The 26177-nt window shown below is 37.5% G+C and carries 19 protein-coding genes and 3 rRNA genes; all 22 read right to left on the reverse strand.

Annotated elements, in window-relative coordinates:
- Window positions 1–129: 129 nt before the first annotated feature.
- The 22 genes from A4G25_RS07035 to dnaX all read right to left on the reverse strand — a co-directional run bounded on the left by A4G25_RS07035 (window position 130) and on the right by dnaX (window position 26102).
- On the reverse strand, window positions 130–903 hold the full coding sequence (locus A4G25_RS07035) for a TatD family hydrolase (protein ID WP_047132187.1): 774 nt from the start codon (window positions 901–903) through the stop codon (window positions 130–132).
- Window positions 904–1111: 208 nt separating this feature from the next.
- A complete protein-coding gene (gene metG / locus A4G25_RS07040; protein ID WP_047132188.1) occupies window positions 1112–3115 on the reverse strand; it encodes a methionine--tRNA ligase in 2004 nt (667 codons plus the stop codon).
- 561 nt (window positions 3116–3676) lie between these two features.
- A complete protein-coding gene (locus A4G25_RS07045) occupies window positions 3677–4048 on the reverse strand; it encodes a hypothetical protein (RefSeq protein WP_047132189.1) in 372 nt (123 codons plus the stop codon).
- Between the two features lie 25 nt (window positions 4049–4073).
- Window positions 4074–4673 (reverse strand): DUF5080 family protein, encoded by a 600-nt coding sequence (locus A4G25_RS07050; protein ID WP_047132190.1) that lies wholly within the window; start codon window positions 4671–4673, stop codon window positions 4074–4076.
- A gap of 693 nt (window positions 4674–5366) precedes the next feature.
- Window positions 5367–6050 carry a DUF5079 family protein gene (locus tag A4G25_RS07055; RefSeq protein ID WP_047132191.1) on the reverse strand — a complete coding sequence of 228 codons (684 nt, stop codon included), beginning with the start codon at window positions 6048–6050 and terminating at the stop codon, window positions 5367–5369.
- 268 nt (window positions 6051–6318) lie between these two features.
- On the reverse strand, window positions 6319–7002 hold the full coding sequence (locus tag A4G25_RS07060) for a DUF5079 family protein (RefSeq protein WP_047132192.1): 684 nt from the start codon (window positions 7000–7002) through the stop codon (window positions 6319–6321).
- A 1379-nt stretch (window positions 7003–8381) separates the two neighbouring features.
- On the reverse strand, window positions 8382–10757 hold the full coding sequence (gene lip / locus A4G25_RS13315) for a YSIRK-targeted triacylglycerol lipase (protein WP_047132193.1): 2376 nt from the start codon (window positions 10755–10757) through the stop codon (window positions 8382–8384).
- Window positions 10758–10935: 178 nt separating this feature from the next.
- The gene (rsmI, locus tag A4G25_RS07070; RefSeq protein WP_047132194.1) at window positions 10936–11775 is read right to left on the reverse strand and encodes a 16S rRNA (cytidine(1402)-2'-O)-methyltransferase; all 840 of its coding nucleotides are present in this window, start codon (window positions 11773–11775) and stop codon (window positions 10936–10938) included.
- Window positions 11772–12032, reverse strand: coding sequence for a GIY-YIG nuclease family protein (locus tag A4G25_RS07075; RefSeq protein ID WP_047132195.1), 261 nt, complete (start codon window positions 12030–12032; stop codon window positions 11772–11774). The genes rsmI and A4G25_RS07075 overlap by 4 nt, the downstream gene beginning before the upstream one ends.
- The gene (locus tag A4G25_RS07080) at window positions 12022–12750 is read right to left on the reverse strand and encodes a tRNA1(Val) (adenine(37)-N6)-methyltransferase (RefSeq protein WP_047132196.1); all 729 of its coding nucleotides are present in this window, start codon (window positions 12748–12750) and stop codon (window positions 12022–12024) included. The genes A4G25_RS07075 and A4G25_RS07080 overlap by 11 nt, the downstream gene beginning before the upstream one ends.
- Window positions 12751–12900: 150 nt before the next feature.
- A complete protein-coding gene (yabA, locus tag A4G25_RS07085) occupies window positions 12901–13290 on the reverse strand; it encodes a DNA replication initiation control protein YabA (protein ID WP_047132197.1) in 390 nt (129 codons plus the stop codon).
- Between the two features lie 14 nt (window positions 13291–13304).
- Window positions 13305–14111: a PSP1 domain-containing protein gene (locus A4G25_RS07090; protein ID WP_047132198.1), complete on the reverse strand. Its 807-nt coding sequence runs from the start codon at window positions 14109–14111 to the stop codon at window positions 13305–13307.
- Window positions 14112–15038, reverse strand: coding sequence for a DNA polymerase III subunit (locus A4G25_RS07095; RefSeq protein WP_047132199.1), 927 nt, complete (start codon window positions 15036–15038; stop codon window positions 14112–14114).
- Window positions 15039–15210: 172 nt separating this feature from the next.
- A complete protein-coding gene (locus A4G25_RS07100; RefSeq protein WP_012664152.1) occupies window positions 15211–15540 on the reverse strand; it encodes a cyclic-di-AMP receptor in 330 nt (109 codons plus the stop codon).
- A 210-nt stretch (window positions 15541–15750) separates the two neighbouring features.
- Entirely contained in the window at window positions 15751–16365 is a 615-nt protein-coding gene (tmk, locus tag A4G25_RS07105; protein ID WP_047132200.1) for a dTMP kinase, read from the reverse strand.
- A gap of 1 nt (window position 16366) precedes the next feature.
- Complete coding sequence (locus tag A4G25_RS07110; protein ID WP_047132201.1) at window positions 16367–17716, reverse strand: aminotransferase class V-fold PLP-dependent enzyme; 1350 nt, start codon at window positions 17714–17716, stop codon at window positions 16367–16369.
- 97 nt (window positions 17717–17813) lie between these two features.
- Window positions 17814–17928 (reverse strand): 5S ribosomal RNA (gene rrf, locus A4G25_RS07115).
- 70 nt (window positions 17929–17998) lie between these two features.
- Window positions 17999–20923: ribosomal RNA gene (locus tag A4G25_RS07120) — 23S ribosomal RNA — on the reverse strand.
- 244 nt (window positions 20924–21167) lie between these two features.
- A 16S ribosomal RNA gene (locus A4G25_RS07125) occupies window positions 21168–22719 on the reverse strand.
- The 16S, 23S and 5S rRNA genes sit together here, the layout of an rRNA operon.
- Before the next feature lie 509 nt (window positions 22720–23228).
- Window positions 23229–23825 carry a recombination mediator RecR gene (recR, locus tag A4G25_RS07130; RefSeq protein ID WP_012664149.1) on the reverse strand — a complete coding sequence of 199 codons (597 nt, stop codon included), beginning with the start codon at window positions 23823–23825 and terminating at the stop codon, window positions 23229–23231.
- Between the two features lie 6 nt (window positions 23826–23831).
- Window positions 23832–24149: a YbaB/EbfC family nucleoid-associated protein gene (locus tag A4G25_RS07135; RefSeq protein WP_012664148.1), complete on the reverse strand. Its 318-nt coding sequence runs from the start codon at window positions 24147–24149 to the stop codon at window positions 23832–23834.
- A gap of 201 nt (window positions 24150–24350) precedes the next feature.
- Window positions 24351–26102 carry a DNA polymerase III subunit gamma/tau gene (dnaX, locus tag A4G25_RS07140; RefSeq protein WP_047131439.1) on the reverse strand — a complete coding sequence of 584 codons (1752 nt, stop codon included), beginning with the start codon at window positions 26100–26102 and terminating at the stop codon, window positions 24351–24353.
- Window positions 26103–26177: the final 75 nt, after the last annotated feature.

The following is a 26177-nucleotide window of genomic DNA, read 5'->3' on the forward strand; positions in this document are numbered from 1 at the left end:
TTTCCATTATAACTATATTATTTTAGATAATAAAATTTCAATACTTATAAATAAACACCCCTATAGTTGAATTTTTCGGGTTCAACTTTAGGGGTGCAGTACATTTTCAGAATGGTTCCTTTTTAATGTCTATTTCTCCAAATTAAACAAACGTTCTGCGTTTTCAGTTGTCTGTTCAGCAACTTCTTCATAACTGATACCACGTAATTCTGCGATTTGTTCAGCAACCAATGTCACACGCATCGGTTCATTACGTTTGCCGCGATAAGGATGCGGTGATAAATAAGGCGCATCTGTTTCTACTAACAAGCGGTCTAATGGTACGTGTTTCGCAACTTCTTTCGGTTGTTTCGCATTCTTAAACGTCACAGGTCCGCCTAATGAAATATAGAAACCGAGTTTATTAATGACTACATCTGCAATTTCAGGCGATCCGCTGAAACTGTGCATAATACCGCCTACTTCTTCTGCATGTTCTTCCATTAAAATATCTATACAATCTTGTGTCGCTTCACGGTTATGAATCACAATCGGCAAGTTGACACGTTTAGCTAAAGCAATCTGTTTACGGAAAACTTCTTTTTGAACATCCTTAGGTGATTTATCCCAATGATAATCTAAGCCCATTTCTCCAATACCGATGACTTTCGGATGTTTGGATAATTCCTCAATCCACTGCTCGCGTTCTTCTGTATAATCAATCGCATCAACAGGATGCCAACCGATAATGGCATATAAGAAATCATATTGATCAATTAATTTCATTGCACGTTCGATGGTTGGTGTATCGAACCCTACAACAAACATGCGATCTACTCCTGCTTCACGTGCACGATCAATAACCTCTTCTAAATCTTCATCATATTGTTCATCGTTTAAATGTACATGTGTATCTATTAACATCGAAATGGCTCCTTTCAGTTCTGTTGCGCTATTTTAAAATGCTGTGTGAAAGATAATCTGTTTCTTTCTCATTTATAGTATTCTCCTACCCTTTTTCAAAGGATTAGATGACATAATAAGACGGCGGCGTATACAGTTGTTCCTGCAGCGCCGCCAAAATCTTTTTCTATTTTATAGGGAATTTCTATTACATGCTTAATTATAACATTTATTTGATAACTGCACCGTTCGGAATTGCGTTCGGCAAGCTGACTAATGTTAAAACGCCGTCTTTTTCAGCAGATAAAATCATGCCTTCTGATTTACGACCCATAAGTTTAGCTGGTTTTAAGTTCGTTACAACTGCTACTTTTTTGCCGATAATATCGTCTGGTTCATAGAATTTTGCGATACCTGAAACGATTTGACGTTGTTCTTCGCCTAAATCTACTTGAATTTTCAGCAGTTTATCAGATTTTTTCACGTTTTCAGCATCAATAATTGTTGCTGCTTTGATTTCTACTTTATCGAAATCTTTAATTGTGATTTGTGCTTTAGCTGGCACTTCTTCTTTTTCTTCTTCAGCTGACTCTGCTTGTGCTTCAGGTTTTGGTGCTGAGCCTTGCATTGAGTCTTTAATGAATGCCACTTCTTTTTCTGTGTCTAAACGTGGGAAAATCGGTTGCGGCTTTTCAGTCACTGAAATTGGTGCTTTTAATGCGCCGTATTCGTTCAAGCTGTCGAATTCAAAGAGCTCTGGGCTGTTGATATTCAATTGCTCGAAAATTTGGCGTGGTGCGTGTGTGATGAATGGGCGTAACAATACTGTTGCGAAGCGGATATTTCCCACTAAGTGCGCCATCACATTACCAAGCATTTCTTTTTGACTATCGTCTTTAGCAAGTACCCAAGGTGTTGTTTCATCAATATATTTGTTCGTACGGCTGATGAATTTCCACACTGTTGAAAGTGCCACTGAGAACTGCAAGCCTTCCATGTTTTCATGGTATTCTTTGACAGTGTCTAATGCGAATTGTTCCATTTCAGCATCTAACTCATGTTTTGGTCCTTCGTATGCTGGTAATTCACCGTCAAAGTATTTATTAATCATCGCAATAGTACGGTTCACTAAGTTGCCTAAATCATTAGCTAGGTCAAAGTTTGTACGATCGACGAATGCTTCTGGTGTGAAGACGCCGTCTGAACCGAATGGCAATTCACGCATTAAGTAGTAACGTGTTGCATCTAAACCGTAGCGATCGATTAAGACATTAGGGTCTACAACGTTGCCTTTAGATTTACTCATTTTGCCGTCTTTCATTAAAATCCAGCCGTGTGCGAAGACGCGTTTTGGAAGCGGCAAGTCTAATGCCATTAATAAAATCGGCCATACGATAGAGTGGAAACGTACGATTTCTTTTGCCATTAAGTGTAAATCTGCTGGCCAATATTTTTTGAATAGACTATCGTCTTCTGATAAATAACCTAATGCTGAAATATAGTTTACCAAAGCATCAATCCATACATATACGACGTGTTTTGGATTTGATGGAACTTGTACGCCCCAGTCAAATGTTGTACGTGATACTGCTAAGTCAGTTAAACCTGGTTTGATAAAGTTATTAATCATTTCATTTTTTCGAGAAGGAGGTTGAATGAACTCAGGATGCTCATCATAGAATGCTAATAAACGATCTGCATATTTAGAGATATTAAAGAAATAGCTTTCTTCTTTAACAAGTTCAACTTCATGTCCAGAATCCGGACTTTTACCACCGATAATTTTACCGTTGTCATCATACACCGGTTCTTCTAATTGAGATTCTGTATAGTAAGTTTCATCTGGTACTGAGTACCATCCTTCATATTCGCCAAGGTAGATGTCACCTTGTTCAAGCAAACGTTCGAACACTTTAGCCACTACTTCTTCATGGCGTTTTTCAGTTGTTCTGATAAAATCATCATTTGAGATTTCTAGTTTTTCCCATAATGATTTAATACCTGAAATCATTTCGTCCAGATACTCTAATTCGCTTACGCCTGCTTTATGCGCTTTTTCTTGAATTTTTTGACCATGTTCATCTGTACCTGTCAAATAACGCACATCATAGCCTTGCATGCGTTTGTAGCGCGCAATTACGTCGCCTGCTACGGTTGAATATGCATGCCCAATGTGTAATTTACCGCTCGGGTAATAAATAGGTGTTGTTATATAAAATGTATCTTTCGCCATTCCTTGCTCCTCCTTGTATCTTACTTATTTAATATATCTAAATTTCGCCTTTATTTCAATGCAGAGTACCGTTTGAACCTATACGTACTTTAAGTATTTAGACACTTCTTGTATTGTTAGGTCTCTGCTTTTTTCAGCTCAAAAAGAATCATCTATACATTTTACTGCAATGTATCTTGTATTATTAAGTCATACAGTTTAATTGTAACAATTCTAGAGTGTGGTGCATATAGAGACGGTGTTGATAAAGTGAAAATAGGTATGAAAATTAAAAAACTCACAAACTCTTGTTTATGAGTTACAACTGTTCAATATAGGTTGGTTCTTTATTATTAATTTTAAATGAGCGATATATGCAATGATAAGTTCTATTTCTTTAAGTTTTAGCCAAGTAATCGCATAATCACAAAAATCAGACTGATAATCGCAACAATGATTACGATATTTAATAGCTTACCACCTTGTTTCGTTGGTATTATTTGTATTTCACATTATTTTTTAGTAACAGGACACACATATCTACTCATGGAATAAACATGTGTGTCCGTTCCTATGCAGCAGTTAATTTACTCGTCTAAGCATTCCGTGTTTATCTCTTTTATAATGAAGTTCATGTTTATGACCTTTCAATTCATACTTAACTTCTACATAATCGACATCTTCATTTCCGGAGAAAGGTGTTGTGGCCATGCTGCCGACAAGTTTAGGAGGCAGTTCTACGTCTTCTTTGAAGTGAAGTGGCACGGTCAATTTTTTATCTTTCTTTTCATAAACTACCTGTTTATGATCAATTTCAAATATTTTCACAGCTTCTATTTTTCTATCAGCTTTATGCAAATCATTTTTCACTGAACTAGGAAGACGATCTCCTTTAGTACAACCCATTACGATAATCATCAACAAACATAAACTCATCAAACCTATCTTTTTCATAGATTACCCCTTCATTTTTTAATTGTTAAATAATCATTGCAAAGAAGATTAACAAAACCAGCGTTCCTAAAGGTCTAAGGATGATAAATGAAAATCTCCGCCTTCTAATTACTAATATAATATCTATAATGAAATAAATTATAACCATTAAAAAAAGGATAAGGCCTATTGTAAATAAACCACCTGCTAAATCTTCTTTTAAAATAGGCGTTAACTTTAATTTAATCGCAATCATACAGATTACCGAGATAATTCCTGAAATAATCCCTTTATATTTCGCAGAAGCTAAGTTAATTTGCACACTTTCATCTTCTTCATATTTTTCTCTTGTTAAAAAATAGTTTGGATTAGATTCCATACTTTCAATTTTTACTTGATACGGACGTGTCCAAAACGACTTAATAGCCAACCAACCGTATACAACAAAGCCTAGAGTGAGCACAAATATGTAATTTTGTAATGCACTAAAGCTAGGATTCACAAAGAGAAATGTAACCAAAAAGATTACTGCAGATATACCATAAGCAATCCACGGCAATAATTTAATACCTTCTGCATACATTACCGATGTAATATACACAACATAATACAAACCTGCCACTAAAAATAATAATAAATATGTCATATACTCCCTCCTGTATTTCTAACCTTTAACTTTATATCAACCCAATTCATATCATCAACTTCATGAATAATATGATAATAAGGTGATATGCGATGAAGCTGATGTTGCCTCGTAAAATTTTCAATTTCATTTAAGACTTCTTTTTCTTATGTTTCATATTGATTTGTCTTCAACATGCCTTCTAGCATCCGATCAATATAGAGATTAGTTCTGAACCCTAAATCTTCACAAGGAACAAACGGTATGTTAGCTAGCACCATTAAGGTAATCGACCATCACATAAAAGGAATTTAAATCCTTTAAAATAATACCGTTTTCTAAAGCAAACGCTTTTATATCCTCATGAATTTGTTCAAAATCTTCATCATCAAAACACTTATACGAAATAGTCGGAAAACTTCTAAAGAGGGTACGTATTTGATATTCAATCCAGAGATATATTCAATTTCATTATCTAACGCAATATATGTAGTAAAATCACTTCACCTAAATCTGTAATTTCTTTAGTAAAAATAATAGGTCCTGTGGTATAAATATCCTTATCAATAAAACTATGATTTATTTTTAATATTCCAACTGACCACTGCTCTGCCCCCACAGAAATTTTATCTTTGCCAAGTTAGGAATGATTAATACGCCCAGTTCCACACTGTTTCACCTCTTTTTTGAAAATAAAATATAATTCTAAATTTATTATTCCAAAAAATCATCTGCGTCTTCCAACTCATAATTTGATAATACCTGCGTATAATGTATATACATTAAAAAAACGTTATAATAGCTAATCAATATTAAGCCTATCATTACTAGAACAATGTATTTCGATTCATTGATATTTGGCACCACTATATATTCAATAATCTTTTCTACTACTACAATTAAACTGATTCCAAAAAGTATTGTAATGACTAGTATCTTACTTTCAACTTTATCTTTATGATTTTTTCCTTTTAACCAACTCGGTGTCTTATGCAAAAGTATTACTCCAAAAATAAATGATAATATACATAAAATCATTGTTATAGTTCCTACAAACCAAATTTTAAATAAATCTATTCCTACTCTTATAGCCAAAAAAAAGTAGAGATTATACAAAGCATAAATAAAGGAATACATAGCTAATATATTGATTACAAATAAAACCAAAGCTTTTCTTTTCATACTTTCATGATTTTTTGGCCTTCTAAATATATAAATCAAAAAAGTGGATATACTAACCAAAAACATGAATACCCATGTTATTACGAGATATTCGGGTGTCTCAGATATAGTCAATCCATAAAAATATTGACTACAGGCCATTGTTAATAGAATTAATGTTCCACTTCCTAATATTTGTGGCATTGGACTTCTTAACTTTTCATAAGCAGCATTCAATTTTAATTCACTCCTCTAAAAAATCCAGCTTAATTTTTACTTTGCCACTACTGGCTTCATCTAATAATTTCGACTTTTCTTTAGTGAAAATAATTAAATCAATTAAATAAATATCTATACCAACAAAAAGCCACCTTATTTTCTACATCTCAAATTATCAACTTACTATTATTCAGATTTCGCAGGCAATTTTACTTTTGCCAAGTTTGACATGATTAGTACATCCTTTTCCATATTACTTTAGTTTTTTCTATTCAAATGAATTTTATTATTCGAACAATTCATCTGCATCTTTCAACTCATAATTCAATAATACCTGTGTATAATGTATATACAACATCATGATAACGAAATATACGAACGGCATCATTCCTCCTATTCCTAAGATCATGAACTTCGATTCGTTAATGTTAGGAATTGTAAAATATTCTATTATTTTTTGAATTACAACAACTAAACTAAAAAGAAATAAAATTATAATAGTTATTGCTTTACCAAAAATTTGTTCATCTTTTTTCTTATCTTTAAGCCAAAACGGTGTGTTAATAAGTAAATAAATTCCGTAGATGAAAGAGAGCAGACCCACAAACATTGTAATTATTCCAACTATCCAAAAGATAGTGAGATCAACACCATTTTCAGCTGCCAAAAAGAAATACACATTGTACAATCCTATAACTATACAATATAAAGCTAAGACATCTAAAACCATCAATTTAAAGGCACTTTTTTTCATATCTTCATGATTTTTAGGTTGCGGTAGGAATAATACAAAGAAACATGCTATAGAAATTATAATAATTAATATGCTTGTTATTAATAAATACAAGGGCGTTCTTTCTATAGTTAAACTATAAAAATATTGAACAAATCCTAGAGAACTAAATAAAATAGAAAATGCTCCTAATAATTGCGGTAGTGGATTTCTTAATTTTTTATATGCGTCATTCAACTTAATAACCCCCTTTCTATTTCTCAATAATTAATATTAATATTTAAAACACTGAGCTCAGCTTTTAGCTGAATTTCACAGACGACGAATTTCCAACAGCCGAATTCACTGTATAACTATCACCATTTTTAATTTGTTTCCTTGTATCAGAATTTCTGAATTTATTCACATATTTATTAGCTCTATCTTTAGCAATATCAGTCAATGATTTATTACTAAACATCTTAAATCCTTTAGTTGCATCAACTAAAATTATAATTGTTTACTAACTCCGAATCTTGGATGATGAAGCCGCAAAAATACTTATATTGAGTTAATCTAAAGAAATTAGTTTCACTTGCTCAAATACACGCTGAAAAGCATAGGATGTGTTCGTGCTATGATCTACTTAATTTTTTCTTATTTTCTTTGTTTAAGTAATATCCTCTTATTTTGTGTAATTTTTAAAAAACTAGTCACGCAATACAAAATCCACGCATTTATTTATAGATATAAAAATAAAGTTATAAATTCTCCGTATTTTATATGTATAAGCCCATTAATAAAAATTCTACTATTCAGCCACTAAATATCGGCTGTTTAAATCTAAAATTTTGAGATAGACATTGATTTTTCTTCTATTGGATCGGCTGTACTATTTAATTATCATCTTATTTATTCTAATATTCGGACACTTTTTCAGTTAGTCGATTGATAAAATCTGTCTCTATATAATTGCAATTTATTTCTTCAAAACTCATTTTAGTTAAAGTCGTTGTACTTCACACTACTTTTTGGCATCTTAAATTTCAGAAAACACTATTTAAATTTTATTTGTTAATAAGCATTTTCTAACTCATCATATAAAACTTTACATATTTTGTATAGTCCTTATATAGTTTTTTATATTTCAATTTTTACCTCCCCCTTATATTTGAAAATCTTCAAAAAGTAATCTCCAAACAATTAAAAAGCAAAATTAACAATATTTTTTCTATCTTCAATGATTTAAATTACATTATTTCAAATAATATTATTACCACTAAATCACTTGAAGAAGATGAAAAAGAAGATTCAAATATTGACTTCAAAATAAAAAATAATGATAGTTCATACATGTTGCTATGACAAAACAATTTATCGAAATTACAACCTAAAACATAATAAAAAAACCAACTTATTCCACCTTTAATACCAACAATTAACCCAACACAGGATGGGTCTTCTAAACCAGAAGTAATTGAACAACATTCAAACTTAATTGAAAAGGCATGTGTTAGAGATGAAAAGGATTTATTAGTTCTGTTAATATCGATTTATTATATGATGAACTCACATTATCTGAATTTAATGAGCATCAATAACGCACCGCAATCACTTAGATTACGATGCGCTTTATTTTAAACTTCCGCTTCTTCCACTTTCATCATATTATTAATCAACCCAGCATAAAACTGCTGCAGTTCAATACCTGTATGTTTAAAATCTAAAGCGTCTAAACCTACAAAATCCAAATGGTCCCAACCTTGCATAACAGGCGTCACTTGCCAGATACCTTTTTTCAAACCATCAGTAAAGTCTGTAAACGCTTGTCCTGTCGGATAAAGTGAAGACACAACAGAGACAATACCATCATTTGGACGCAACGTCTTATCCGGCTCACTGCCAATAATACGACTCGTTGTATCAAACAAGAAGAATTGTCCGATATCAGGTACATAATTACCTGTAACACCTTCATGGCTCGCTAATCCAGTATAAGTAGTATAAGTGATATTAGGATTCAATGGAGTATTTTTATTCAATGCTTCAGAACCTTGTGAAGTCAAATCATACATCGCATTATCATCTGCTTTCCATAACGCGCTTTCTGCGACACGTTTCATATAATCAATATAAGATTCATTCGCACCTTGCTTAAATCCCCATTTTTCAAAACCGAAGTCGATATTTGCAAGTTTACCACCACCCATACGACCTAAAGCGTATACAATATCTTTGAAAGCTTGTTGATTACCCACACGATCAGCTGCTGCCGAACCATTATGCGGTGTACCTAATGTTGTAATAGACGAAATCATATTATCTTGTCCACCTTCAAATAAAGGTGAAATTGTACCACCATGCGTACGTTGATAATCAATTTCTTCTTGATTACCAAAACGTAAAAAGTGTTCCATTAAGCGAATCGTCTGACCACCCATACTATGTCCAACTAAATGTACTTTTTGACCAGGCTGCCAATCTTTAAAAACACCTTTATAAGTCCGTCCATAACGTGCATGCCCATATTTTGCTGCATGTGCTGCACCATAATCTACCGTACCGCCTTTAATATAATAATAAAGCTCTACCGCACGATCATAGTTACTGCTAAAAGCACCAACACTTGCTTCATATGCTTGATAACCTTTCTCTCTTAATCCATCTACAACATGGTATTTATCTCCACCCCAATAATTAGGATATAAATCAGGTTTGATATCACCTACAAATCCCATAAAACCATGTACAAAAATCACAGGATATTTATTAATCGCCTGTTCTTGAGCTGCTTTCGCTTCTTTTGTAGTAGATTGGCCATCCGTTTGTGGTGATATACGCTGTGATGAAGTTGTATTAGCTGGTGTAACTGATTGAGGTTGTTGATTCTTTTGTGGTTGCGGTTTTTCTAAAGGATTTCCCGGTGCAGAAGTTGTAGTTACATGGGCGCTTTTTTCTGGAATATCTTTTGACACATTTTGTGATCCAGCAACAGCTTCATTTTCAGTCGAGGATTCTGTTGAAGTGTTCTTAGATGAGTCAGTTGAAACCTCTGCATCCGTTGTTGGAATTGCTTTTTCAGATGAAGTGCTTTCAGATGCTGCTTTCGATTGTGATGATTCATCAGCATTTTTTTCTGCCGGTTGAATAGTTTCGGCTTGCTTTGTAACTGGTTCCTCTATAATAGAGGGTTCAATACTTTCCGTTTTATGACTTGGTTCTATCGGTTGCGGTTTTTTCGTTGCTGTATCTTCAACCTCAGTTCCTTTTTCAGCAATTTGGCCTTGAGCTGGTGTCAAAACTTCAGGAGCTACTTGAACCTCTGGTGCCGGCTGTTCTTTTTGTTGTTTCGTCGCTTTTTCAGTTATTGGCTCTTCTCGCTTTTTATCATTTTGTGCCGGTTCTATCGGTTGCGGTTTTTTTGTTGCTGTATCTTCAATCTCTATTCCCTTTTCAGCAATTTGGCCTTGAGCTGGTGTCAAAACGCCAGGAGCTACTTGAACTTCCGGTGCTGGTTGTTCTGTTTGTTGTTCTGTCGTTTTTTCAGTTGCTGAAGGTGAAATAGAATCTTTCTCCGGCGCTTTTGGCCCAGGAACTGAGTTTTGTGTTTGTTCCTCTGATGCCGCATTTGATTTTGGTGCTTTTACAGATGTTTCGTTTTGTGTGCTTTCCTTTGTTATATTTTGCATTTCTAAAGATGTTGGTTGTTGAGAAGTTAATGATTTTGAAGGTTGATGATTAGATTGTAATACATTTTGCGAAGGTGATTGATTTAGGTTATCACTTTCTGGTGTCTGTGAAGTATTTTGTAAAGATGTTGCAGGTTGGAAGCTGTTTGCTGTTTGTACTTGTGCTTTAGATGTTGCTTCCACATTGTTTTCTCCATTTTGTTCTGCAGCATCTGCGCTATGACTCACTGTTAAGAAAGCCACTGATGCTACAAGTGCTGAAGCAGTACCCACTGTGTATTTACGAATTGCATACCTGTTTCTTGATAAATTATTTCTCTTCATATTGTATGTCTCCTATCTTCCGGTGTCTCTCACTAAAGAAAAATAATTAACGCTATCCCATTTATTTCAAGAAAAAAACTGTGTATCTATAAAATAGCACAGTTTAATTTCATTTATCTACTTTTATATAAGAATTTACAAAAAATAAAAATATTTTTTATCTAAAACCATATTAAATCTATCTGATTTGATGGTATATATCATAAACTTCTCCAGTTTTCATATTGCGATCTTCTGCTACTTGCTTAATCGCTTTTTTCGGTTTCATATCTTGGCGTATATAATGCTCAACATGTTCGGGAATATCTAATTCCTCAAACCACTCTGTTTTAGCAACCCTTTCAGCACCTTCAATTAAAACCACAAATTCACCTTTCAAAGGTACCTCACCTTTTTCTACAGCTGCTGCTAATTCTGAAACTGAAGCTGTTTGAATCTGCTCAAATTTTTTCGTTAACTCACGACCTAAAGTTACAGAACGTGTCACATCTACCGTTTCAATCGCTTTTAATGTGTCTGCGATGCGATAAGGTGATTCATACACGATTAATGTAGAATCTTCAAACATCCTCTTTTCCAGAACTGCCATCTTTTCTTTGCTTTTTCTTGGAAGAAAGCCCAAAAAAGTATAAATATAAGAAGGCAGGCCACTCGCCATCAAAGCCGTCAATCCAGCATTCGGTCCTGGTATAGGCACCACTGAAATATCTGCAGCACGTGCACTTACAACTAATTCATATCCAGGGTCACTAATTAAAGGCAAACCCGCATCTGAAACTAAAGCAACATTTTGCCCATCTAATAAGGTATTCACTAGCGGCTCAGTCTGTTGTTCCTTATTATGTTCATGATAAGATTTTAGCGGTGCATGAATTTCATAATGATTACATAATTTCTTTGTCACACGTGTATCTTCACACGCAATTAAATCTACATACTTTAGAGTATCGACAGCACGATAAGTAATATCTGATAAATTTCCAATTGGTGTTCCAACTAAATAAAGTGTTCCCGTCATGAAATAACGCCCCTTTCAATGAGCTGCAATTTTTGAACTCTCGTATATGTTTTAATTTGATATTCACGTTTCATAGCTTCTGATTTCGTTTCAAAAGTTTCTTGATAAACAAGTTTAACTGGTCGGCGGGTTTTTGTATATTTCGCCCCTTTTCCAGCATTATGCTTTTCAACTCGTGCTGTGACATCATTGGTATACCCTGTATAAAGGCTGCCGTCACGACATCTTACTATATATATAAAATATTTATTCTCCATAATATATCGCTCTCATTTCCGGTGTATACTCACCATCATCTTGATACATATAAAAAGGCGGTTGAATATCTAAACCTGGTTTACCATCCTTGCGACCTTCAACGATAATCGCATGCGCATCTTTGTTTTTCTTACTGTATATAAGTGTAAGCTTTTTCGGTTCAATGCGCGCTGCACGATAAGTCGATAATACATCCATCAAACGTTCAGCACGATGAACCATAATTAATCTCCCGCCTTGTTTTAATAAATGGCGTGCTGCTTCTACACAATCTTCTAAGGTACATAATACTTCATGACGTGCAATTTTATGCGCTTCTTTTTGGTGTTGATGCATCTGCGTTGTTTTGAAGTAAGGCGGATTACAAGTTACTACTGTATATTGAGATGGGGTAAAAGTTTGCCGTACATTCTTCAAATCTAATTCATACATTCGAATACGATCTGATAATTGATTATGTTGGATACTGCGCTCAGCCATATTTACAAGTTGAGGTTGAATTTCAATCGCATCAATAGGGTGCTGTCCTTTATGTGATAATAATAATGGGATGACACCATTTCCTGAACATAAGTCCATCACTTTATCGTTTTTTCGCAAATGGGTAAAGTGTCCTAACAATAAAGCATCTGTCGAAAAAGAAAATACCTCATCGTTTTGAATAATCTCTAAATTTTCTTTTAACAGACTATCCAAGCGTTCATTTTCTTCTAACATGATTCATCTCTACTTTCATTAATATGTATAAAGAGCGAGACAGAAACCTATTTGAATGTTTCGTAATCCCGCCCTTAAAAAGAATAATCCTGCTATATCTTATTATTCTAATTGAGTCCTATATAATAGATAGAAAAAACACGCCATAAATTAAGATTGTTCTTCTAAAGTTTGCAAGCAAAACAAGCAATCTTCACCGTGACGATGTTTTCCAAATAAATCACCTTTGCAGATATGAAAACCTTCCTGATATAAAATCGCTAAGTTCTCTTTACTGCTGACACGATGTTTTCGATGTCGGTGTTCCTCATGTTCTTCTTTTGATTCATGTGTTTCTATATTATCTTGTGCATCTGAATGCAGTCCGCCTTCTTCAGAACGTCCGATTAAGCGTTTCAGATGATTGTTTTCTACTTCCAAAGCTACATTCTCTTCAACGAGTTCCATAGCAATTGTTTTTAACTCAGCCATTTCTTGATACAAGTTTTGAACGTTGCTTTCAAGTCGCATGAGTCGTTCCATTAAATCTCTACGATCCAACGCAAGCGGCCTCCTTAATATATCTCTTCTAAATCTTCAACTGAATATTCTAAAGGTTGTTCAAGACCATCCACTTTGACTTGCATTGAAATGTCCAACATATTAAGACCCACTACAGTACCTTTTCCATCTGGTGTTTCAATTTTAGTACCGACATCCGGCAGTTGTTCACGAGCAGCTTCATAATAATCATTTTCATATTTCAAGCAGCACATTAAACGGCCACATGCGCCAGAAATTTTTGTCGGATTTAACGATAAATTTTGATCTTTGGCCATTTTAATAGATACCGGTTCAAAGTCTCCTAAAAATGTAGAACAACATAATGAACGGCCGCATGGTCCGATTCCGCCTAATAATTTTGCTTCATCACGTACGCCGATTTGACGTAGTTCAATACGTGTTCTTAAACGTGATGCTAAAATTTTAACGAGCTTTCTAAAATCAATACGATCATCTGCTGTGAAATTGAAAATCACTTTAGATTGGTCTAATGTATATTCACAATTGACTAAACGCATTTCAAGTTCTAATTGCTCAATTGCTTCTTTACAAAATTGCATGGCATCATCAGCTTCTTCTTCATTGCAAGCATGCTTTTCTAAGTCTTGTTCTGTTGCTACACGGATAATCGGTTTCAATGGTAAAGTAACATCTTCTGCCTCCACATCCAATGCACCATCTTTAACAGCACCAATTTCCACACCGCGTTTTGATTCTACTACCACTCTGTCACCACAACAAAGTGCAGTATTTTGAATTGGGGCGTAATATTCGAGTTTACCAGCTTTCTGAAATTGTACGCCTATAACTTGTGGCATTTAGCCCACCCCCTTAATAACAATTTGCTCGAATACAAGCATCGGATTCACATTTTGCGTCAATTTCTTATGTGCTTCCGTTATATGGTCATACATATGCGTTAACTGTGCATAACTTAAGTGTTCCGCATAATGTTTAATATCTGTTTCAAGTTCTGAAAAAACTAAGTGTCCCGAAGTTTCAGCTTTTTCATGCATAATATCTTGGAAAAAAGCATTCACGACAGATAATGTCAGTTGCTGCAACTTTTTATTTTTTGCTGTTTTCATGAGGTCTACTAAAGCAATTAATGCCATTGATCGATTCGTAAGCAATAGTTGACACCAGTTCACAATATTTTTTCTAAGTGCTGCCAAATCATATTCTTCATTCAATGCACGTGCTTCTTCAATTTGTGTCGTATATGTACTAAGCATTTCTGCAATAGGTTTAGAAATGTCTTGTTCTTCGAGGCGCTCTATTAATTTTTCTTGCGACATTGGTCTGAAGTAAACATGTTGGCAACGTGAATGAATCGTACTCAAAATTTGTTCTGGCTTAGTAGAAAGTAAAATTGCAATCGTATTTTCTGGCGGTTCTTCTAAAAATTTTAAAATACTATTCTCACCTTGTACAGTCAATTTTTCAAAACCGTCAATAATATATACTTTATGTGTCCCTTCAACTGGAAGTTGATTCATAGCATGTACGAGTGCTTCAATTTCCTCTTTTTTGATATTGGTTTCTTCTGTTGAAACATATCTAAAGTCTGGATGATTCAATTCATCAACTTTCGCTTGGCATATTTCATTGTCATTGCATAAAATTAATTTCGCAAATGCCATTGCAGTCTGCTGCATCGTTTGGCCATCATCGCCTTCAAATAAGTAGGCATGCGAAAGTTTGCCAGATTGATAAGCATTCGTCAATCTTGATAATTCATCCATTCAGTTAACTCCTTTTACGTAATGAAAGGGGGCAAGAACTTGAGTAAATACAGGGTTTGTATCTCACAAAACCCGTTTTCACGCTTGTCCCGACCCCCTCTATTCATAAAGAGTATAAGATAATAGAGCAATCGCCCCTTATCTATGCTCTTTTGCTTAACTTATTTAATTATTAAAATCGGTGGAACGCATCAACAGGCATAACAAACACTGTTGCGCCGCCGACTTCAACTTCCACTGGATATGGAATATATGAATCAGCGCTACCGCCCATTGGTGTAATTGGTGATACAAGTTGCTCTCTGTTACCGCATGTTTTATTAATAACACTCAATAAATCATCAACTTTATCATCATCTACACCGCAAAGGAACGTTGTATTCCCGGCACGTAAAAATCCACCTGTTGTAGCGAGTTTAGTCGCTCGGAAGTTATTTTTAACGAGTTGATCAGATAATTCTTGACTATCTTGGTCTTGAACAATTGCAATTACCATTTTCATAACTAACACCTCTTTGTAATATTATAGCATATCTGATGGTACAGCTTGTCTCAAATCTTAATAGAAATCGCCTAGATGACATAGAAATTTCTGTTCATTTTTTCTATCGTTTTCAAGTGAAAACCAAGTTGAATATAACAAATATTTATCAAATTATACTACGCGAGCGTAATGACGTGCAACAACTTATCAGTATATTCAATATATTTATTACTTACCCAAAAATTCTTTAATCGCAGTATATGTATCTTCAACTACTGCATCTAATTGTTGGTTTGCATCAATAACTTTAAATCGATTCGGCTCTCTATCTATTAAATCGTGATACCCTTTAATTACCCGTTGATGAAAAGCAATACTCTCATGATCTAAACGGTTCATGTTTCTAGCATTACTTTCAATACGCTCACGACCTGTTTGGGCAGTAATATCCAAATAAATAGTCAAATCTGGATATAATCCATTGATAGCAAATTCATTAATAGCACGTACTTCTTCAACACCAATACCACGTGCAAAACCTTGATAAGCTAAAGAACTATCAATATAACGGTCGCATAGCACGACTTTATCTTCTTTTAAAGCAGGCAATACTTTTTCCACTAAATGTTCACGGCGTGACGCTGCAAAAAGCAACGCTTCTGTACGCTCATCTACTGCTTCTCCTTCTAAGAGAATTTCTCGAATTTGTTCTGCTGCGGGTACACCTCCGGGTTCGCGTGTTTTCAAAACATCGTAATCTTGAGATAAACGCTCTGCAACGCGTTGTAACACTGTAGTTTTACCAGAACCTTCTGGTCCTTCAAATGTAATAAATACTGACATTTTAATTATCCTCAATTCTAATTTTGTTATCTTTTAAACCTTCTACCCTTATTCCTTGTTTAATCCAACTTTCTAATTTTTCAACTGTTGATGAAGTCACATTTTCTCCTTTGAAAAAAGCTGGAATACCAGGTGGATAAGGAACAAGATGTTGTGCTAGTCGTTTGCCGACAGCTTGGTGTATAGGAATTTCAGTAGTGTGTTTCAATTGTATTGGTTGGTAGTCTGTTGATTCAGTCGGTAATACATTTTCAATCTTTTCTATCCCTGTTTTCTGTGGTTCAGGCAATACAATTTGCGTAATTCTTTTTATTAATAATTCAAAAGGAAAAGTATCACGTTCATGCCACAATGGTAATATTAATAGTGTTTGATCATTATCAGAAAGCTCTACATAAATCTCTTGCTTTTCTAACCATTCTTGTACATCATAACCAGAATAACCTGGATATCGTACTGTGATTTTAAGTGCATCATCCATCTCATTTACCACGAAACCTTGTTGTCTTAATTCATTAATCACGATGTCACGTTTTTCAAAAAATGTACTTGCTTCATAATTTTGATAAAAAACTTGCGCCCTTTCGAGACCTGCCATCAAAAGGTATGATGGACTAGAGGACTGGAAATAAGCCAGATATTGTTTGACTTGATTATAATAAGGTGCATCTTTATGTATAAAAATAACCGAACTCATCGTAAATGCCGGCAATGTTTTGTGATAAGACTGTACAACATAATCGGCACCATATTCTAACGATGATTTCGGGAACCCTTTTATCCCGAAATGTGCGCCATGTGCTTCATCTACTAAAACAGGTATTTGATGTGCGTGACTTTCTTGAATAAATCGCTGAATATCAAAAGTTTCTCCATAATAGTTAGGATATGTAATGATAGAAAGCAGTTGTTGATTCATCATTTGACTCGTCTCTGATATTTCAGGACCTAAGTATTGATTTGTTAGTTTGCTTAAATTCATAGGCATGATTTGAGCTTTTTGTTGAGCCAAATCTAAACCATGAAACACGGATTTATGAACATTACGGCTGATCAGCATCGGCTGAGTTGATTGTGCTGCAGCTTGAATTACCGACAAAATACCGGAAGTCGTCCCATTTACTAAATAAAAAGCTTCATAATCTGGATGTTTAGCTAATTGTTTCATGCTTTCTTTTAACACTTCTTCTGGATGATGCAAATCATCAAAATCTGTTATTTCCGTAATATCCATCGCTAACTCTATCTCTTTCAAGTCTCCAATTGTCATATTTTTATGTCCAGGCACGTGAAAAGAAATAGGGGTTTTATCTAGAAATGTTTTTAATTTATCATTTAATGGTAGATTCATTGGTTTCGCAACCTTTTCTAAAATATTACTTCTATTTTAACATAAACGCTTAGTTAAAAAAGGACAAAAAAAAGAGACCCTTACGGGTCTCGCGCTTGCCTGGCAACGTCCTACTCTTGCGGAACGTAAGTCCGACTACCATCGGCGCTAAAGAGCTTAACTTCTGTGTTCGGCATGGGAACAGGTGTGACCTCTTTGCCATTGTCACCAGACAATAGAATGATTATACATTCAAAACTAGATAGTAAGTAATTATCAATTCAACCAATCAAAACTTGAAATTGGATTAAGTCTTCGATCGATTAGTATTCGTCAGCTCCACATATCGCTATGCTTCCACCCCGAACCTATTAACCTCATCATCTTTGAGGGATCTTATAACCGAAGTTGGGAAGTCTCATCTTGAGGGGGGCTTCATGCTTAGATGCTTTCAGCACTTATCCCGTCCATACATAGCTACCCAGCTATGCCGTTGGCACGACAACTGGTACACCAGAGGTATGTCCATCCCGGTCCTCTCGTACTAAGGACAGCTCCTCTCAAACTTCCTGCGCCCACGACGGATAGGGACCGAACTGTCTCACGACGTTCTGAACCCAGCTCGCGTACCGCTTTAATGGGCGAACAGCCCAACCCTTGGGACCGACTACAGCCCCAGGATGCGATGAGCCGACATCGAGGTGCCAAACCTCCCCGTCGATGTGAACTCTTGGGGGAGATAAGCCTGTTATCCCCGGGGTAGCTTTTATCCGTTGAGCGATGGCCCTTCCATGCGGAACCACCGGATCACTAAGTCCGTCTTTCGACCCTGCTCGACTTGTAGGTCTCGCAGTCAAGCTCCCTTATGCCTTTACACTCTATGAATGATTTCCAACCATTCTGAGGGAACCTTTGAGCGCCTCCGTTACACTTTAGGAGGCGACCGCCCCAGTCAAACTGCCCGCCTGACACTGTCTCCCGCCATGATCAATGGCGCGGGTTAGAAATCCAACACAGCTAGGGTAGTATCCCACCAACGCCTCCACGTAAGCTGGCGCTCACGTTTCTAAGGCTCCTACCTATCCTGTACAAGCTGTGCCGAATTTCAATATCAGGCTACAGTAAAGCTCCACGGGGTCTTTCCGTCCTGTCGCGGGTAACCTGCATCTTCACAGGTACTATGATTTCACCGAGTCTCTCGTTGAGACAGTGCCCAAATCGTTACGCCTTTCGTGCGGGTCGGAACTTACCCGACAAGGAATTTCGCTACCTTAGGACCGTTATAGTTACGGCCGCCGTTTACTGGGGCTTCGATTCGTAGCTTCGCAGAAGCTAACCACTCCTCTTAACCTTCCAGCACCGGGCAGGCGTCAGCCCCTATACATCACCTTACGGTTTAGCAGAGACCTGTGTTTTTGATAAACAGTCGCTTGGGCCTATTCACTGCGGCTCTTCAGAGCGTGAACCCTAAAGAGCACCCCTTCTCCCGAAGTTACGGGGTCATTTTGCCGAGTTCCTTAACGAGAGTTCTCTCGCTCACCTTAGAATTCTCATCTTGACTACCTGTGTCGGTTTGCGGTACGGGCGCCAAATCTCTAGCTAGAGGCTTTTCTCGACAGTGTGAAATCAACGACTCGAGGAAAACATGTTTCCTCTCCCCATCACAGCTTGACCTTGAGAATGGCGGATTTGCCTACCATTCAGTCTTACTGCTTGGACGTGCACTCCAACAGCACGCTTCGCCTATCCTACTGTGTCCCCCCATCGCTTAAAACGATCATTGGCGGTACAGGAATATCAACCTGTTATCCATCGCCTACGCCTGTCGGCCTCGGCTTAGGACCCGACTAACCCAGAGCGGACGAGCCTTCCTCTGGAAACCTTAGTCAATCGGTGGATGGGATTCTCACCCATCTTTCGCTACTCACACCGGCATTCTCACTTCTAAGCGCTCCACATGTCCTTGCGATCATGCTTCGACGCCCTTAGAACGCTCTCCTACCACTGTCCGAAGGACAGTCCACAGCTTCGGTAATATGTTTAGCCCCGGTACATTTTCGGCGCAGTGTCACTCGACTAGTGAGCTATTACGCACTCTTTAAATGATGGCTGCTTCTAAGCCAACATCCTAGTTGTCTGGGCAATACCACATCCTTTGCCACTTAACATATATTTTGGGACCTTAGCTGGTGGTCTGGGCTGTTTCCCTTTCGAACATGGACCTTATCACCCACGTTCTGACTCCCAAGTTAAATTGATTGGCATTCGGAGTTTGTCTGAATTCGGTAACCCGAGAAGGGCCCCTCGTCCAAACAGTGCTCTACCTCCAACAATCATCACTTGAGGCTAGCCCTAAAGCTATTTCGGAGAGAACCAGCTATCTCCAGGTTCGATTGGAATTTCTCCGCTACCCTCAGTTCATCCGCTCACTTTTCAACGTAAGTCGGTTCGGTCCTCCATTCAGTGTTACCTGAACTTCAACCTGACCAAGGGTAGATCACCTGGTTTCGGGTCTACGACCAAATACTCAACGCCCTGTTCAGACTCGCTTTCGCTGCGGCTCCGCATTCGCTGCTTAACCTTGCATCAGATCGTAACTCGCCGGTTCATTCTACAAAAGGCACGCCATCACCCATTAACGGGCTCTGACTACTTGTAAGCACACGGTTTCAAGTTCTCTTTCACTCCCCTTCCGGGGTACTTTTCACCTTTCCCTCACGGTACTGGTTCACTATCGGTCACTAGAGAGTATTTAGCCTTGGGAGATGGTCCTCCCGGATTCCGACGGAATTCCACGTGCTCCGTCGTACTCAGGATCCACTCAGGAGAGAATCGACTTTCGACTACAGGACTTTTACCTTCTCTGGTCCAACTTTCCAGTACGGTTCGTCTAATCGATTCTTTTGTAACTCCATACAGAGTGTCCTACAACCCCAATGAGCAAGCTCATTGGTTTGGGCTCTTCCCGTTTCGCTCGCCGCTACTCAGGGAATCGAGTTTTCTTTCTCTTCCTGCGGGTACTAAGATGTTTCAGTTCTCCGCGTCTGCCTTCAGACATGCTATGTATTCACATGTCGATAACACAACATAACTTGTGCTGGGTTCCCCCATTCGGAAATCTCTGGATCAACGCTTACTTACAGCTACCCAAAGCATATCGTCGTTAGTAACGTCCTTCATCAGCTTCTAGTGCCAAGGCATCCACCGTGCGCCCTTAATAACTTAATCACGTTATTAATTATGTGAGTAATCTTCTTTGCCGTCGGCAAATTGATTACTAGCGATTCATTTAAATGAATAAAGCTTTAAAACTCTAATTCACTCGGTTTTGCTTGGTAAAATCTATTTATTACTTACTTATCTAGTTTTCAATGTACAATCATGAATACTCGGATGAGCATTCAAAACTGAATACAATATGTCACGTTATTCCGTCAGTTTCTGTTGAAACTGTTCCGTATAATATCCTTAGAAAGGAGGTGATCCAGCCGCACCTTCCGATACGGCTACCTTGTTACGACTTCACCCCAATCATTCGTCCCACCTTCGACGGCTAGCTCCTAAAAGGTTACTCCACCGGCTTCGGGTGTTACGAACTCTCGTGGTGTGACGGGCGGTGTGTACAAGACCCGGGAACGTATTCACCGTAGCATGCTGATCTACGATTACTAGCGATTCCAGCTTCATGTAGTCGAGTTGCAGACTACAATCCGAACTGAGAACAGCTTTATGGGATTTGCTTGACCTCGCGGTTTCGCTGCCCTTTGTACTGTCCATTGTAGCACGTGTGTAGCCCAAATCATAAGGGGCATGATGATTTGACGTCATCCCCACCTTCCTCCGGTTTGTCACCGGCAGTCAACTTAGAGTGCCCAACTTAATGCTGGCAACTAAGCTTAAGGGTTGCGCTCGTTGCGGGACTTAACCCAACATCTCACGACACGAGCTGACGACAACCATGCACCACCTGTCACTTTGTCCCCCGAAGGGGAAGACTCTATCTCTAGAGCGGTCAAAGGATGTCAAGATTTGGTAAGGTTCTTCGCGTTGCTTCGAATTAAACCACATGCTCCACCGCTTGTGCGGGTCCCCGTCAATTCCTTTGAGTTTCAGCCTTGCGGCCGTACTCCCCAGGCGGAGTGCTTAATGCGTTAGCTGCAGCACTAAGGGGCGGAAACCCCCTAACACTTAGCACTCATCGTTTACGGCGTGGACTACCAGGGTATCTAATCCTGTTTGATCCCCACGCTTTCGCACATCAGCGTCAGTTGCAGACCAGAAAGTCGCCTTCGCCACTGGTGTTCCTCCATATCTCTGCGCATTTCACCGCTACACATGGAATTCCACTTTCCTCTTCTGCACTCAAGTTTTCCAGTTTCCAATGACCCTCCACGGTTGAGCCGTGGGCTTTCACATCAGACTTAAAAAACCGCCTACGCGCGCTTTACGCCCAATAATTCCGGATAACGCTTGCCACCTACGTATTACCGCGGCTGCTGGCACGTAGTTAGCCGTGGCTTTCTGATTAGGTACCGTCAAGGTGCGCATAGTTACCTACGCACTTGTTCTTCCCTAATAACAGAGTTTTACGATCCGAAGACCTTCATCACTCACGCGGCGTTGCTCCGTCAGGCTTTCGCCCATTGCGGAAGATTCCCTACTGCTGCCTCCCGTAGGAGTCTGGACCGTGTCTCAGTTCCAGTGTGGCCGATCACCCTCTCAGGTCGGCTACGTATCGTTGCCTTGGTAAGCCGTTACCTTACCAACTAGCTAATACGGCGCGGGTCCATCTATAAGTGACAGCAAGACCGTCTTTCATTGCAGAACCATGCGGTTCCGCATATTATCCGGCATTAGCCCCGGTTTCCCGGAGTTATTCCAGTCTTATAGGTAGGTTACCCACGTGTTACTCACCCGTCCGCCGCTAACGTCAGAGGAGCAAGCTCCTCATCTGTTCGCTCGACTTGCATGTATTAGGCACGCCGCCAGCGTTCATCCTGAGCCAGGATCAAACTCTCCATAAAAGTTATGATTTGTTTGACTAGCTCATAAAAACTAATTTGTTTCAAAACGTCTAAGACGTTTGTTAATTTGGAATTAACGTTGACATATTGTCATTCAGTTTTCAATGTTCATTTTTTCTGACTCACAAGAATTAATTATACTCTCTTTCGAAAAAGAAGTCAACACTTTTTTAAAAGTTTTTTAAAATTAATTTTGTGAAGATTTGTTAAAGATTTGTTTTGTTCTTTCAACAGTTACTAACTATACAGGGTTTTATATCTTTTTGCAACCCATAAAAATTACACTTTCAGCGCTCTGAACCCTTGGCACACTTGAATTCCCGTACTTTTAAACTTCATATCCAATCAAAGTTCGCTTTAATGCGTTAATGTGAGCGCATTCATTTTTGATACCCTCTTTTATACTATCAAAAACCAAACTTTAATTTTTTTCTAAAAAAGTTAAAAAAATAACAGCAACTTGCAAAACTGCTTATTTTACAGTCTTTACAAGGTGCTGTTACTGATTTTTACATTTCTGTTCTGCCTTCAATTGCACGAGATAACGTTACTTCGTCCGCATATTCTAAATCTCCGCCGACTGATAAACCTTGGGCTAAACGCGTTACTTTAATTCCTATAGGTTTAACCAATCTGGAAATATACATCGCCGTAGACTCACCTTCTAAGTTAGGATTCATTGCTAGAATCAACTCTTTAACTTCTTCATCTTTCAAACGTTCGATTAAAGAAGGAATGTTGATATCCTCTGGACCGATACCGTCCATTGGAGAAATGGCACCATGTAATACATGGTATAAGCCTTTATATTCTCTCATTTTTTCCATAGCAATTACATCTTTATCATCTTCTACTACACAAATTACTGAACGATCACGTTGTTTATCATTACAGATATAACATGGATCTTCTTCAGTTATATGTCCGCAGACACTGCAATATGTCAGTTCACGTTTTACATCTACTAATGCCTTTGCAAATTGGACAACGTCGTCTTCCTTCATATCTAATACATGAAAAGCCAGACGTTGCGCCGTTTTCGGCCCAATGCCTGGCAATTTCATGAAACTATCAATTAGTTTCGAAATCGGTTCTGGATAATGCATCAATTATCACATTCCAGGAATGTTCAAGCCTTTAGTGTGTTTGCCTAAACGTTCTGATGTTAATTCATCTGCTTTATTCATTGCTTCGTTTGTTGCAGCTAACACTAAGTCTTGAAGCATTTCAACATCATCTGGGTCGACCGCTTCTTCATCAATCACGACATCTACAACTTCTTTATGGCCAGTTACGACAACTTTAACCATGCCGCCGCCTGCTGAACCTTCAACTTTTTCATCTTTTAATTTTTCTTGCTCTTCAGCCATTTTCTTTTGCATTTTTTGCATTTGTTTCATCATTTGTTGCATATTTCCGCCACCGCGCATAATATATCCTCCTTGATTTTTCTAAGTTTGTTTAGTTTTGAGTTAATGTCTGCTGACATAGTGAATATTGATTATTTCAATAAACGCTTTTCTATAATTAGGTTTACTTACTATTATATAGAAGAAACACGTTTCACTTTTCTCTATACCAGTATTGATATAGTGAATTATAACATATCCACGTCCCGTCTTTCGACAATATTAATCTTCATCAGTGATATGAACCGTATCTTCTCCAAACATGTCTTTTGCCTTTTGTACAATATCAACTTCCTGTTGTTCTGGTTCATTCGCACCTTCTTGTGAAGCATTATTCACTCCACCCTTTTTTCGGTTCTGAATATACTCAGAACGTACTTGTAGCCATTGATCTGCTGGCACACCGACAACTGATACATCTTTATTAATAATACTCCGTACAACTTCTTCTAAATTACCACGCTTTTCATCATCATCATTGACAATTTCACAATGGATTTCCGCTTCAAATTGCACCAATACACTTTTCTCACTTGCAGCTACAGGTATAGAGTTCTGCAATAAACTTACTAAAGCCTTTTGATTATGATTCTTAGCGTGATCAATAACTTCTTGCCAATAATCTTTCAAAAGTTTAATATCTTCTTTATTCGCATTATCTAACACCTTAGCAATTTGCGTCATCGAATAGGAATTTTTGCTTCTTCGACGTCCACGCGAATTGCTTTTTTGTTTAGGCGGTGTATTCGTTGACGTTACACCTTGTTGTTTTAATGCATTTAATTCTTGTTCCAAGTGCTCTAAACGTTGAAGCAATGCACTACTTACATCATTATTCTGCTGAGCAGGTTGTGGTGCACTAGGTGCTTGATGTGCATTTGCAGAATGCATATCAGGATTAGCAACGGGTGCATCTCCTTCTTTAATCAACTCAGCCATTTTGACAAGCAATACTTCAAAATGAACATTTTGATTCACACTGAAACGAACGGACACTAATGTATCATTTATCAAATCAATCATTTTATAAAGAGTATCTAAATCAAATCCCATCAATGCATCGTATTCTGTTTCTCGTTGCGCTGTTTTATTCATGATTGTATCGCGTACAAAATAGATTAAATCATTAATTAAACGATTTACTTCTTTACCTTCAGCGATAAATTGATGATAACGCGCAAATGCATCTTTAACTTGTCCATTTGCTACATCATTTAATAACGCATTTAAGGAAGCTTCATCTACACTTCCTGTTACATTCAATGCATCCTGCAATGTTAAATGTTCATCCCCGAATGCAATAGCTTGGTCCATAATACTCAGTGCATCACGCATGCCGCCTTCAGAAGCTTTCGCTATAAAAGCAATCGCTTCATCATCGTATTCAATATGTTGTGATTCTGCCACATAACGCAGACGTTCAACAATTTGGTCCAAACCTATTGCTTTAAAATCAAAACGTTGCGCTCTAGAAATAATCGTAGGTGGAATCTTATGCGGTTCTGTAGTTGCCAAAATAAAGATAGCATGTGCTGGTGGTTCTTCTAATGTTTTCAACAAAGCATTGAAAGCACCTGTTGTGAGCATATGAACCTCATCTATAATATAGACTTTATATTTTGATTGCGATGGTGCGTATTTTACCTTATCACGTATATTACGAATTTCATCAACACCATTATTACTTGCGGCGTCAATTTCAATTACATCTGAATTAGATCCTTGTGTAATACTTTTACAAATATCACATTCATTACAGGGTTCTCCGTCTACACTATTTGGACAATTAATGGCTTTCGCAAATACCTTTGCAATACTTGTCTTCCCAGTTCCTCTTGGACCGCTGAAGATGTATGCATGCGATTGTTTGCCCTTTGCAATAGCATTTCGGAGCGTCTTAGTTACATGCTCTTGACCGACCACGTCATCAAAACTCTGTGGTCGATACATTCTATATAAAGCTTGATAGTTCAATTACTTTCGCACCTCCGAATACAAATCATCATTATTATAGCACGCAGAACCAGCTCAACGCGATGATACAATTTG

The sequence above is a fragment of the Staphylococcus condimenti genome, assembly GCF_001618885.1.
Taxonomy (GTDB): Bacteria; Bacillota; Bacilli; order Staphylococcales; family Staphylococcaceae; genus Staphylococcus; species Staphylococcus condimenti.